General features: G+C 62.4%; 16 protein-coding genes. 10 read left to right on the forward strand and 6 right to left on the reverse strand.

All coding sequences use genetic code 11. From position 1 onward, the window contains the following. Nucleotides 1-7: 7 nt before the first annotated feature. Together E4M07_RS08275 and E4M07_RS08280 are read right to left on the reverse strand one after the other, a co-directional pair. Nucleotides 8-583, reverse strand: a complete 576-nt coding sequence (locus E4M07_RS08275) for a GNAT family N-acetyltransferase (protein WP_136657840.1) — start codon at nt 581-583, stop codon at nt 8-10. 26 nt (nt 584-609) lie between these two features. Continuing rightward, nucleotides 610-1,326 carry a sulfate transporter family protein gene (locus E4M07_RS08280; RefSeq protein WP_136657841.1) on the reverse strand — a complete coding sequence of 239 codons (717 nt, stop codon included), beginning with the start codon at nt 1,324-1,326 and terminating at the stop codon, nt 610-612. A gap of 222 nt (nt 1,327-1,548) precedes the next feature. Here E4M07_RS08280 and E4M07_RS08285 point away from each other — a divergent pair, with 222 nt between their 5' ends. The 4 genes from E4M07_RS08285 (at nt 1,549) to E4M07_RS08300 (ending at nt 4,268) form a co-directional block, all read left to right on the forward strand. Beyond that, entirely contained in the window at nt 1,549-2,220 is a 672-nt protein-coding gene (locus E4M07_RS08285; protein ID WP_169054134.1) for a DUF4344 domain-containing metallopeptidase, read from the forward strand. A 125-nt stretch (nt 2,221-2,345) separates the two neighbouring features. Continuing rightward, complete coding sequence (locus tag E4M07_RS08290) at nt 2,346-3,344, forward strand: YHYH protein (RefSeq protein ID WP_136657843.1); 999 nt, start codon at nt 2,346-2,348, stop codon at nt 3,342-3,344. A gap of 28 nt (nt 3,345-3,372) precedes the next feature. Further along, nucleotides 3,373-3,897, forward strand: a complete 525-nt coding sequence (gene aroQ, locus E4M07_RS08295) for a gamma subclass chorismate mutase AroQ (protein WP_169054135.1) — start codon at nt 3,373-3,375, stop codon at nt 3,895-3,897. Beyond that, nucleotides 3,894-4,268 (forward strand): VOC family protein, encoded by a 375-nt coding sequence (locus tag E4M07_RS08300; protein WP_136657845.1) that lies wholly within the window; start codon nt 3,894-3,896, stop codon nt 4,266-4,268. The genes aroQ and E4M07_RS08300 overlap by 4 nt, the downstream gene beginning before the upstream one ends. A gap of 19 nt (nt 4,269-4,287) precedes the next feature. On the opposite strand, the gene E4M07_RS08305 is transcribed toward E4M07_RS08300, so the two are convergent. Then, nucleotides 4,288-4,968 (reverse strand): class I SAM-dependent methyltransferase, encoded by a 681-nt coding sequence (locus E4M07_RS08305; RefSeq protein ID WP_136657846.1) that lies wholly within the window; start codon nt 4,966-4,968, stop codon nt 4,288-4,290. 270 nt (nt 4,969-5,238) lie between these two features. Between E4M07_RS08305 and E4M07_RS08310 the strand changes: the two genes are divergently transcribed. The 3 genes from E4M07_RS08310 to E4M07_RS08320 all read left to right on the forward strand — a co-directional run bounded on the left by E4M07_RS08310 (nt 5,239) and on the right by E4M07_RS08320 (nt 7,186). Further along, nucleotides 5,239-5,625 (forward strand): GFA family protein, encoded by a 387-nt coding sequence (locus E4M07_RS08310; RefSeq protein WP_136657847.1) that lies wholly within the window; start codon nt 5,239-5,241, stop codon nt 5,623-5,625. A gap of 27 nt (nt 5,626-5,652) precedes the next feature. After that, nucleotides 5,653-5,997 (forward strand): hypothetical protein, encoded by a 345-nt coding sequence (locus tag E4M07_RS08315; RefSeq protein ID WP_136657848.1) that lies wholly within the window; start codon nt 5,653-5,655, stop codon nt 5,995-5,997. Nucleotides 5,998-6,175: 178 nt separating this feature from the next. Next, nucleotides 6,176-7,186, forward strand: coding sequence for an adenosine kinase (locus tag E4M07_RS08320; protein ID WP_136657849.1), 1,011 nt, complete (start codon nt 6,176-6,178; stop codon nt 7,184-7,186). Between the two features lie 12 nt (nt 7,187-7,198). On the opposite strand, the gene E4M07_RS08325 is transcribed toward E4M07_RS08320, so the two are convergent. From E4M07_RS08325 to hrcA, 3 genes are all read right to left on the reverse strand, one after another. After that, nucleotides 7,199-7,834, reverse strand: coding sequence for a trimeric intracellular cation channel family protein (locus E4M07_RS08325; RefSeq protein ID WP_136657850.1), 636 nt, complete (start codon nt 7,832-7,834; stop codon nt 7,199-7,201). Between the two features lie 36 nt (nt 7,835-7,870). Then, nucleotides 7,871-8,536, reverse strand: coding sequence for a nucleotide exchange factor GrpE (gene grpE, locus E4M07_RS08330; protein WP_136657851.1), 666 nt, complete (start codon nt 8,534-8,536; stop codon nt 7,871-7,873). A gap of 107 nt (nt 8,537-8,643) precedes the next feature. Further along, complete coding sequence (gene hrcA, locus E4M07_RS08335; RefSeq protein WP_136657852.1) at nt 8,644-9,720, reverse strand: heat-inducible transcriptional repressor HrcA; 1,077 nt, start codon at nt 9,718-9,720, stop codon at nt 8,644-8,646. A 154-nt stretch (nt 9,721-9,874) separates the two neighbouring features. Between hrcA and rph the strand changes: the two genes are divergently transcribed. The 3 genes from rph to rdgB are packed head-to-tail and all read left to right on the forward strand — an operon-like array spanning nt 9,875 to nt 11,665. Continuing rightward, nucleotides 9,875-10,597 carry a ribonuclease PH gene (gene rph, locus E4M07_RS08340; protein WP_136657853.1) on the forward strand — a complete coding sequence of 241 codons (723 nt, stop codon included), beginning with the start codon at nt 9,875-9,877 and terminating at the stop codon, nt 10,595-10,597. A gap of 11 nt (nt 10,598-10,608) precedes the next feature. Next, a complete protein-coding gene (locus tag E4M07_RS08345; protein WP_136658467.1) occupies nt 10,609-11,037 on the forward strand; it encodes a VOC family protein in 429 nt (142 codons plus the stop codon). 1 nt (nt 11,038) lies between these two features. Beyond that, a complete protein-coding gene (gene rdgB, locus E4M07_RS08350; RefSeq protein WP_136657854.1) occupies nt 11,039-11,665 on the forward strand; it encodes an RdgB/HAM1 family non-canonical purine NTP pyrophosphatase in 627 nt (208 codons plus the stop codon). The last annotated feature ends 4 nt before the right edge of the window (nt 11,666-11,669 follow it).

The following is an 11,669-nucleotide window of genomic DNA, read 5'->3' on the forward strand; positions in this document are numbered from 1 at the left end:
TGACCATTTAACCGGTTTCATGCCGGTAGCGGTAGACCAGGATCGCATTCCCGTGGGCGGCCTCGGCCTTTTTGTCGCGCACGCCGCCGAGGCGCTCGGCCAGAGCGCAGGAGCGGGCGTTTTCCTTGTCGATCGTGCTCACCAGCGTTTCCAGTTGCAGTGTTTCGAACGCGTAAGCCTTCGCGGCGCGGGCCGCCTCCGTCGCAAAGCCCCTGCCCTGCGCGCCTTCGCGGAACATGTAGCCGAGTTCCGGCTCGTGGTCGCCCGGCTCCATGCCGATCAGCACAAAACCGAGGAGCTCCTCCGTGCGCTTGTTTTCGACTGTCCACACGCCATGGCCCTGCAGCATCCACGTGGCGGTCATCTGCGCGAAGTCGTGCCAGGCACCCTCGCGGTCGGGTTCGTCGAGCAGGAACCGGCCGGCGGCCGATTCGACGATTTCCGCGTAGGCCTGGAAATCGCCGATCGCAGGCGCCCTGAGCCGCAGCCGCTCCGTTTCGATGACCGGAACGACGGCAGCCAGTTGCCCGGCGATCCCTTTCGCGACGGCGCTGTCGGTCGGGCGTTCGTGGGGCAGAGGCATGTCTGAAACCTCCCTTTTGTTTTTTGTCAGCGCAGCGCGAATTCCGGATCCCTCGCGGCCAGCATCTTGTGCAGGTGCACCATCAAGCCGGCGGCGAAGAGCGGCGTCAGCAGGTTGACCAGCGGGATCGACAAAAACGCGGCGATGACGAGGCCGGCGGCGAAGATCGTCCCGCGATATCTGGAGCGCATGCGCCTCACCTCCTCCTCGCTGCGGAAGCGCATGGCGGCGAATTCGAAGAACTCGCGGCCGAAAAGGTAGCCGTTGACCAGGAGGAACGCGATGATGTTGATGCCCGGAACGAACAAGAGGATCACGGCGACGATGTTGCCGGCGATGACGACGCCCAGAAACTTGGCCGTGTAGACGATGGCGCGGCCGATCGGCACGGACTCGCCCGGCGGATCGGCGGGATAGTCGCGGTTCTCGATGATCTCGGCGACCCCGTCGAGGAAAAAGCCGGCGACGACCGCCGTCACCGGCGCGATCAGCAGCGCAAGGCCGACGGCAAGACCGAGGCTGGCGATGATACCGAAGACGATGCCCAGCCAGCCGGCCCACTCGGGAATGCCGGGAACGAGCTGGTCCAGCCAGGGCATCGCGTAGGTGACGAACAGGCCGCGCAGGGCCGTCCACAGCCCGATCAGCAGCAAAACGGTGATGCCGAGGATCTTCCAGAAGGCGGATCGGGTCTCCGGCGCAAAAAGGTTGCGCCCGGCAAGACGCGCGGCTTCAACAATCATGGGCGGTGTTCCGGTGGAGCATGGCTTTCAGATAGGCATTGGCACGGCGTGTTCAATGCACACGGGATTGTCTTACATTCGATTGCATTTGCACCGGGGCGCCCTTATGTCAGTCGAACACCAATGCTCCACCGTCATACGGGAAGCCGCCGGATGCGAATGCTGACTTTGGGTGCCCTCTGTTGCGTGTCCGTACTCGCTGTCGGACCGGCCCGTTCGGAAATGTCGGATGGCCAATTCGATTTCGTCCAGGCCAACATGATCGGCGTGTTCTACCATGAGATGGGCCATGCGATCATCCATACCGAAGATGTGCCGATCTTCGGCCAGGAGGAGGATGCCGCCGATGTCCTGTCGGCACTTCTGATCCACGAGACATTCCTGGAAGAGGACGCGCAGGCGATCGCCTTCGACGCAGCGCTCGGCTATCTGAATGATCCGCAGGGCATGAGTGAAATTGTCTATTGGGATACGCACGGGCCGGACGAGCAACGCTTCTACAACCACGTCTGCATCTTTTACGGCGCCGCTCCGGAACGCCGCGCCGCATTGGCCGAGGACCTGGGCCTGCCGCCGGAACGCGCCGACTGGTGCCCGACGGAATACGAACAGGCTTCCGATGCCTGGGGATCGGTTCTCGATGAAATGTCGTCCCGCGCGCAGAAGGACACGCTTGTCTTTGTTCCGGGATCGGGCCGCCATGCCGATGTGCTCAACGCAATCGTTGCCGACGAAGTCGCGGATTTCAATGCCAACTACACGCTCAGCAACCCGGTTGTCGTGCGGGTCGAATCCTGCGGGCAGACCAATGCGTTCTATGACCGCGACGGCCGGATCCTGACCATGTGCACCGAATTCGTCGACCACATGCTGGCGCTTGAAAAAAGGCTCTAGGCCACTCCTTCGGGACCCCGCCGGGTCGACAGTCTCGAATTTGAAGCAATTTGTTGGGTGACATTTAAACCATCGGGTGAAAGATACTTCGAAATTCACGCATCATGAGAATGGGACGATTGAACATGCCGCGTTATTCCACGCCAATGGCCGTTGCAACAGCCGCCGCAGTCTTCCTGTTTTCGGCGTCTGCGAGCCTTGCCCAGGACGCCGAGGAAATCCTTAGAGCGGTCGAGAGCGACCCGGACAGCGTCGACATGACCGATGTGATCCTGACCGGCACGTCGCCGGATTGCGCCGATTACGCGCAATCGTCGATTTCGGAGGCGAACGATCTTCAGCAGAACCGCACCTTTACCGGTGCGGTCATCGTTTCCGTTGAAGACGGTGCCTGCACCGTCACCTCCAACGGCATTCCCAACCACAGCTTCGGCGGCGGCTCGAAGCGGCCCTTCGCGACGCCCATTGCCGCCATCGGCAAGCGCTTCGATATCCCCCGTTCGCCGAAGGCCGCGGGCGCCCCGACCGCGCTTTCGCACGGCCGCTACGAAGCCATCCTGTTAAACGGCGTCGTCATCGATATCCTGTCCGCCGGCTGCTACAACCCGGACGGTCGGCGCGCCGACAGGAACGGCAATGTGCTGGCCGGCTGCGCGGCAAACGATCCCTGGCTCATCGATCCCATGTCGCCGCTGGCAACCTTTGCCGAGGACGACCACCACGGCCACACCCAGCCCGACGGGCGGTATCACTATCACGGCAATCCGATGGCCCTGTTCGACGACGATCCCGGACCGGACGGCTCGCCGCTGATCGGCTTTGCCGCCGACGGGTTTCCCGTCTACGGGTCCTATTTCAAGGATGCGGACGGGACCGTGCGCAAGGCGGTTTCCGGATATGCCCTGCGCAGCGGCGAACGCCCCTCCGGGGCCGGAAATCCGGGCGGCGCCTATGACGGGCTCTACCGCGCCGACTACGAGTTCACCGGCGAGGGCGATCTCGACGAATGCAACGGCATGACCGTGAACGGGTCCTACGGCTACTATGTCATCGATGCGTTTCCCTGGGCGATCGCGTGCCTCAAGGGCACGCCGGACCGCTCCTTCAGTGCCGGCAGGCGATAACATTCCACGATGGTGCCGAAAGGATGAAATGATGCTACGGCCGGCTGCTATCCCGTTCCTTTTTTTCCTGTTGCTTCCCGGCATCGCGGCCGCCGATGCGACGGCGCCGCCGCTGATCGCCGAGCGCCTGTCGCTGATGAAGGACGTCGCCATCTACAAGGCGGAGCGTGACATTCCGGTCGAGGATCTGGCGCGCGAGGCGGTGGTGCTCGACGCGGTGGTGAAGGCCGCCGCCGAGCATGGGCTGGTGCCGGAAACGACGCGCGCCTTCTTCCAGGCGCAGATCGATGCCGCGAAGCATATCCAGGCCTGCTGGATCGGACGCTGGTCGTCCGGCGAAGCGCGCCCGGCGCAAGGCGCCGATCTCGTGGAGGTCATCCGCCCGGAGTTGCTGCGCCTCGGCAATGCGATCGTTGCGGCGATCGCGGTGGATATACGAGAGGGCCGTTCCGCCGGTTCCGAGGCCTTTCACGATATTGTTGTTGCAGAGTGCCTTAGTGGAGATGCCAGCGCAGCCATGGCACGGGCGCTCGGGGAAATCGCATTGCAATGATCAGGAAAATCGGATTTGTCGGCATCAGGACCAGCCGCCTCGATGAGGTGGCGGCGGTTTTTCGGGATTGTCTCGGCGCATCGCAAGAAGACGCGTCGGAGGCTTCCGTTTCATTCGTTGCAGCCGACGGGACGGCCGTCGAAATCTACGGTACGGACGATGACTTTCACCGGTTCTTCGACACCGGGCCGGTGATCGGATTCGAAGTCGAGGATTTCGATGCCTGCCGCGCCGCGCTCGTCGAAAAGGGAATAGAGTTCCTGACGGAAATCCAGCAGAACGAACGCAACGCCTGGCAGCACTTTCGGCTTCCCGACGGAACGGTCGCTGAGATCATCGGCCCGCGAAAGGGCAATTCCCAACAGGATTGAATGTCGTTCGGCGTGAGCGTCAGGCCTCGCCGACGACGCGTTCGTAGACCTGAACCGGATGCGGGCTGAACAGCTTCAGCCGCAACCGGCACAATTTCGACAACGGCCGGAAAGCCAGCCGGCGGTCCCCGGAAAGAAGTTCGGGCACTTTCGAATTGTAGTAGATGACGATGACGCGGTTGCCGTTCCGCGCGGCGCTGTCGAGGAACTTCGTGACCACGCGCTCGACCAGCTGGACATCAAAGGGATTGAAGAAATAGAGGACGCAATTGCCTTCGGGCACTTCATAGTCGAGGGCATCGCACAAAATGGACTGCACGTCCCGGCATTGCAGGCGCTCGCCGGGATAGCCGGCGATGTTCCTTGAAGCCTGTTCATGCAGGACGCTGCAGAACTCGACACCGTGCACTTGCTTGAACGGCTTGGTCGCCGCCGTTAGAAGAACGCGGCCGCGGCCTGAGCCGATATCCACGAAGGAATACTGGCTGAAATCGACCTTGAGCGCCTTGAGCAGCCATTCCACCACCGGCCTTGGGGACGGGCCGTATTCATAAGTGAGGTTCGCGTGGGCGCTGTTGACCGGAGACAGCTGATCCGGAAAGACTGTTCCCCGGGTCGCTATCTGCTCCATGCCCTCGAACTTGCGGTCCCAAAGCAGGCTGTAGGTGTGATACAACGACATGGCGCGGATGTGGCGCATCAGCTCCCACAGCCGTCTGAAATACTGACCTCGCGTACCTTCCGAGTGCCGGTAATTTGGCATCCTCTTACTGGCAAAAAACAAATCGGCACCTCAGTCGGCTAAAGAAGGCGTTTGACGTTGTTTAGATACAATAAGCGATTTGTTAAAATGACATTAAAATCAGCGGTTTGAAGAGTAGAAAATGCGACCAATACGTGTGGCTGACGCGTTTTCTGAGCAAACCAGTCGCGGGAACAAGCAAGGATACCGAGAAAGGGACCAACAACCATGCACAAGGGATCATGCCTGTGCGGCAAAGTGACATTCGAGGTCGATTGCGACCTGCCGCGGCCGAGTGCCTGCCACTGCGGGCAATGCCGCAAGCACTCGGGGCATTTCGAGGCCTCGACCGATGTTCCGCGCGACGCCGTCACCGTGCGCGGTGAAGAATACGTCACCTGGTATTCCTCGACCAAGGCGCGGCGGGGGTTCTGCAAGGTCTGCGGCTCGTCGCTCTTCTGGGACCCGCTCGACCGCGACAAGCATAACTGGACCGCGATCGCCATGGGCGCCTTCGACACCCCGACGGGAACAACGCTGGAGCGGCACATCTTCGTGGCCGACAAGGGCGACTACTACGCAATCGCCGACGGGCTGCCGCAGAACGATCAATAGAGACCTGGATCTGGGAGCCAGCCTGCAATGAGCGAATTTGATTACGAACAGGAACGCCGGCTGCTGTCTGAAATGGGTAGAGGAGTCCCTGCCAGCTATTGCCATGTCGTCTGGAAAACTGCATCGGGCGACGATCCCTGCGATTATTATGATGAGCTCGATAAGGCGAGGTGGTCGATAAGATGTGTCCGCCGATTCCGGGATGGAAGGCTGCTTGCGTACAGTTTCGCAAGTCCGAACTGGCGCGATGTCATGCCTGAATCGGCGTTTCCGTCGATCGAAGAAATTAATGCAGATGATGAATTCCTGGCGGCAGAAATTTCGGCAGGAGAATTTGAAGCGATATGGGACCGTGCCACCGCGTCTGAATAGTTCAGTCCAACGCAGCCGTTTGCGTGGTCAAGTCACCGAATAGTCCATCGGATTAATTCCATGCAACATCGGTCGAAAAACCTTTGCTGTGAGCCTTTTCCACCGTCCGGCGCTTCTCATCGGCGCCGAAACCGTCTAGGACGGTCGGCGGACGAACCGCACCGGAGCCTTACGCCTCATGGAAGAACTCGACGTTCTTTGCGTCGGCAATGCCATTGTCGACATCATCGCGCGATGCGAGGACGACTTTCTCATCGAAAACCAGATCACCAAGGGGGCGATGAACCTGATCGACGCGGAGCGCGCCGAACTGCTCTATTCCCGCATGGGCCCGGCGGTGGAGGCATCCGGCGGCAGCGCCGGCAACACGGCGGCCGGGATCGCCAGTTTCGGCGGCAGATCGGCGTTCTTCGGCAAGGTGGCGCGCGATGCGCTGGGCGATATCTACGAGCACGACATCGCCGCGCAGGGCGTCGTCTTCCGCACCTCGCGGCTTGAAGGCCCGCCGCCGACGGCGCGTTCGATGATTTTCGTGACGCCCGACGGCGAACGGTCGATGAACACCTATCTCGGCGCCTGCGTGGAACTCGGCCCGGAGGATGTCGACGAGGAGATCGTCGCGGCCTCGAAGGTCACCTATTTCGAGGGTTACCTGTGGGATCCGCCGCGCGCCAAGGAGGCGATCCGCCAGTGCGCGAAGATCGCCCACGCCCACGGCCGCGAGGTGTCGATGACGCTGTCGGACCCGTTCTGCGTCGACCGCTACCGCGACGAGTTCCTCGACCTGATGCGCTCCGGCACGGTCGATATCGTCTTTTCCAACGAGCACGAGGCGATGTCGCTTTACCAGACCGCCTCGCTGGAGACGGCGCTCGACGCCATGGAGGCCGACTGCAAGCTCGCCATCGTCACACGCAGCGAGCACGGTTCGACCGTCGCGCGCAAGGGCGAGCGGATCTCCGTCAACGCTATCGAGATCGCCGAACTGGTCGATACGACAGGCGCCGGAGACCTTTACGCCTCGGGTTTCCTGCACGGCTACACGACCGGTCGGTCGCTGGAGGACTGCGCCCATCTCGGCAGCCTTGCCGCAGGCCTCGTCATCCAGCAGATCGGGCCGCGCCCGCACCGCTCGCTGAAGCAGGCCGGCATCGACAGCGGTCTGATCGCGGCGGAACTAGCGGGTTAGACCGATTTTCTTTCAGGAGATCTCGTCCGGCGGCCTGCCGGGGGAATGGCGGTAGGACGGCAGCGTCCAGCCGTAGCGGATGGCGCCGCCGCGCAGGATGAAGGCGGCCAAGAAGGCCGGAACCGACCCCAGCGGGCCGGAAAGGCCGATGCGCACGGCCAGCACGAAGACCAGCGCCCCGAGTAGCGCGGCCGTCACGTAGATTTCCCGGCGCATCAGCACGGTCGGCTCGCCGGAGACGAGATCGCGCAGCACGCCGCCGAACGTGGCCGTGAGCACGCCGGTCACAACCGCGACAACGGGCGAACCTGTCGCCGACAAGCCGATGACGGCGCCCATGACCGAAAAGACCGCCAGGCCCGCCGCATCCAGCCACAGGAGCCAGCGGTAGCGCGATTCGAGCCGGTGGGCGGTGAAGAAGATCAGCACCGCCACGACCACGCAGATCAAAAGATAGAGATGCTCGCGCACCCAGAAGACCGGCGTCAGGCCGAGAACCAGGTCGCGAAGCGTGCCGCCGCCGACGCCCGTGGCGCAGGCAAAGAACAGGAAACCGATAATGTCGAGCTGCTTGCGCGAGGCGGCGAGCGCACCGGTCGCGGCAAAGACCGCGACACCGGTATAGTCGAGAAAAGTCAGAATCGTCACAACGCAAGCATATCGCCGGCGCGGCTGACGGCAAGCCTATTCGGCGTCTTCGGAGGCCTCTTCGGCCGGCGCTTCGGCCGCCTGCTTCGGGCCGCCCTTTGCGACACCCACCATGGCGGGGCGCAGCACACGGTCGCCGATGACATAGCCGTCCTGGACGACCTCGACCACCGTGTTGTTGGGGACCTCGGGATTGGGCACCTCGAACATCGCCTGATGGAAATTCGGATCGAATTTCTGCCCGTGCGGCGACAACCGCTTGACGCCGTGACGCTCAAGCGCCGAAAGCATCGAACGTTCGGTCAACTCGACACCCTCAATCAATGCCTTGAGCCCGGCATCGCCGGTTTCGCGCGCCTCGGCGGGAATGGCGTCCAGGGCGCGGCGGAGATCGTCGGAGACCGCAAGCATGTCGCGGGCGAAATTGGATACCGAATAGGAACGCGCATCCTTGACGTCGCGCGCGGTGCGGCGGCGCAGATTGTCCATTTCGGCGGCGAGCCGCAGATACTTGTCCTTCAGCTCGTCCCGTTCCGCGGCGATCAGATCCAGGGGAGAAGGCTCCGCCGCCGCCGCGGCAGCGTCGTCCGGGGCTTCGGTGCCATCGACCTGAGCTTTCTCCGCCGCGTCCGCTGCGGCCTGATCCGCGGGCTGCGCTCCGGGCTGCTCACCCCAACCCGTTTTTCTTGTCTCATCGGACATGATGCGACATTTCCTTCACGCTGTTTTGATTTGTTGCACCGCATATCGAGGTTTCGACGGAAAAAATCAAGGGATTGCTCCGTCTCAACAGGCCGCAAACGCATATTTCAACGGATCATTCGCGAGACCATCTGGGCCGTGTAGTCAACCATCGGCACGATGCGGGCATAATTGAGGCGTGTCGGGCCGATGACGCCGACGGCACCGACCACGCGGTCGTCGCTGTCGCGGTAGGGCGCGACGATCAGCGACGAGCCGGACAGCGAAAACAGCTTGTTTTCCGAACCGATGAAGATGCGCACGCCCGAGCCTTCCTCGGCCAGGTCGAGAAGCTCGATCAGACCGTCCTTCTTCTCGAGATCGTCGAACAGAAGCCGCAGCCTTTCGACCTCCTCCATATCGGATATGGTGTCGAGAAGATTGGCACGGCCGCGCACGATGAGGCGTGCCGGCTGTCCCTCGGCACTGCCCGACCATACCGCGACGCCGCGCTCAACAAGCGTCTGGGACAGGGCATCCAGCTCGCGGCTGACCTCGTTCTTCAACCGCTTCAGTTCGCCGCGCAATTCGGCCAGCGTGTGTCCGGCCAGGTGGGCGTTGAGGAAATTCGCGGCCTCGGTCAATTGCGCGGCGGTGACACCGGCAGGTAAGTCGATAATGCGGTTCTCGACCTGTTCGTTGCCGCCGACAAGCACGACGAGGGCGCGTGTCGGCTCCAGCCGGACGAACTCGATATGCTTGATGACCGCATCGCTCTTGTTGGCGATGACAAGGCCGGCGCCCCGCGACAGGCCGGACAGCATCTGGCTGGCCTCCGTCAGCAGCGTTTCGACCGACTGGTCACGCTCGATGCTGCTGACCTGCCGTTCGATCATGTCGCGCTCTTCGGTGGAAAGGTTGCCTGTCTCCATGAAGGCGTCGACGAAGAAGCGCAGACCCTGCTGCGTCGGCAGGCGGCCGGCGCTGATATGGGGCGCGTAAATCAGGCCGAGCTCCTCGAGATCGCTCATCACGTTGCGCACCGAGGCGGGTGAAAGCGCCATCGGCAAGACTCGCGACAGGTTCCGGGATCCAACCGGATCGCCGGAATCGAGGTAGAGTTCCACAATGCTGCGAAAGATCTCCCGCGTCCGTTCGTCGAGCGGTGCGGGCTGTGCCGATCCCAATCGCGTTTCCTCACTCATACAGACGGTCTCGCTGTAGCTGCACGACTATCGGCCCTAGTTTCCCCGTTGCCGCAAAAAAATCAAATCGCATACTGCCTATATAGTGCATTTTCTTTGCAAGCGCCGCAAAGGGGCGCTAGGACCTATCGGAGAACAAATCGGGAGTCCCCTTATGCGCCCATCAGGCAGAAGAACCGACGAAATGCGGGCGGTTTCCTTCGAACGCGGCTATTCCAAACACGCCGAGGGATCGTGCCTCGTGAAGTTCGGCGACACCCATGTCCTGTGCACGGCCAGCCTCGAAGAACGGGTGCCGCCGTGGCTGCGCAACGCCGGAAGAGGCTGGGTGACGGCCGAATACGGCATGCTGCCGCGGGCCACGGGCGAGCGCATGCGCCGCGAGGCCTCGGCCGGGAAGCAGAGCGGTAGAACGCAGGAAATTCAAAGACTTATTGGCCGTTCGCTGCGTGCCGTCGTGGATCTCGAAGCCCTGGGCGAGCGGCAGATTTCCATCGACTGCGATGTCATCCAGGCCGATGGCGGCACAAGGACCGCGTCGATTACCGGCGCCTGGGTGGCGCTGCATGACTGCCTCAAATGGATGGAGGCGCAGGGTATGGTGTCGACCGAAAAAGTCCTCAAGGACCACATCGCGGCAATCTCCTGCGGTATTTTCCTCGGCCAGCCCGTGCTCGATCTCGACTACACGGAGGATTCATCCGCGGAGACCGATGCGAACTTCGTGCTGACCGGTTCCGGCGGCATCGTGGAAATCCAGGGCACAGCCGAGGGCGCGCCGTTCAGCGAAGCGGATTTCGACGCAATGCTCGGTCTTGCCAAGAACGGAATCGCCGCGCTTGTGGAGCTGCAGCAGCAGGCCACGGCGGCCCAGTGACGGTCCATGCGATGAAGGCGCCCGGTCACGTTCTCGAAACGGCGCTTTACGCGGACGACCTCGACGCGGCCGAACGGTTCTACGGCGGGCTGCTCGGCCTTGAGAAGGTCACCCGCATGGGCGACCGGCACGTCTTCTTCCGCTGCGGCCAGGGCATGGTGCTGATCTTCAATCCCGACGAATCGGTCAAGCCGCCGCACAACCCGGCGATGCCCGTGCCGGTTCACGGCACCCGCGGCGAGGGCCACATCTGTTTCGGCGCAACCGCCGACGAACTTCGATCGATCGAAAAGGCGCTGCTTGACGCGGACATCGCCATCGAGGCGGATTTCGAATGGCCGGGCGGCGGCCGCTCCATCTATATACGCGATCCGGCTGGAAACAGCATCGAATTCGCCGAACCCCGCATCTGGGGTTTCGGCACAGAAACGGATGATTGATTTGAGGCGACTTACCGAGAAGAAGCTGGTTATCGCCAGCCACAACCAGGGCAAAATCGACGAGCTGAAGGCGCTCCTGGATCCGCTCGGCTACACGCTGGCGACGGCAAGCGAACTTGACCTGCCGGAGCCCGAGGAAACAGGCCTTACATTCGAGGCGAACGCCCGGTTGAAGGCGGTGGCGGCGGCGACGGCCGCCGGATTGCCGGCGCTTGCGGACGATTCGGGCCTCGCCGTCGACGGGCTCGACGGCGCACCCGGCATCTATTCGGCCCGCTGGGCGGGGCCCGACAGGGATTTCCCGATGGCCATGGAGCGAGTTCATGCCGAGTTGCAGTCCAGGTCTCCCTACAATCCACAGGCGCGGTTTGTATCGGTAATTTGTCTTGCATGGCCGGACGGTCATGTGGAATATTTCCGCGGCGAAGTTGAAGGCACCATCGTCTGGCCTCCCCGCGGCGACCGGGGTTTCGGCTACGATCCGATCTTCCAGCCGGATGGGCACGACATCACATTCGGCGAAATGAGCGCGGATCAGAAGCACGGCTGGAGACATGGCCAGGATGAGGCGCTGTCGCACAGGGCAAGAGCATTCAAACGGTTTGCCGAAGAGTGCCTTGAAGGCTGAAAAC

Origin of the sequence: Nitratireductor sp. XY-223, from assembly GCF_004959855.1 — a bacterium.
Lineage (GTDB): Bacteria > Pseudomonadota > Alphaproteobacteria > Rhizobiales > Rhizobiaceae > Hoeflea_A.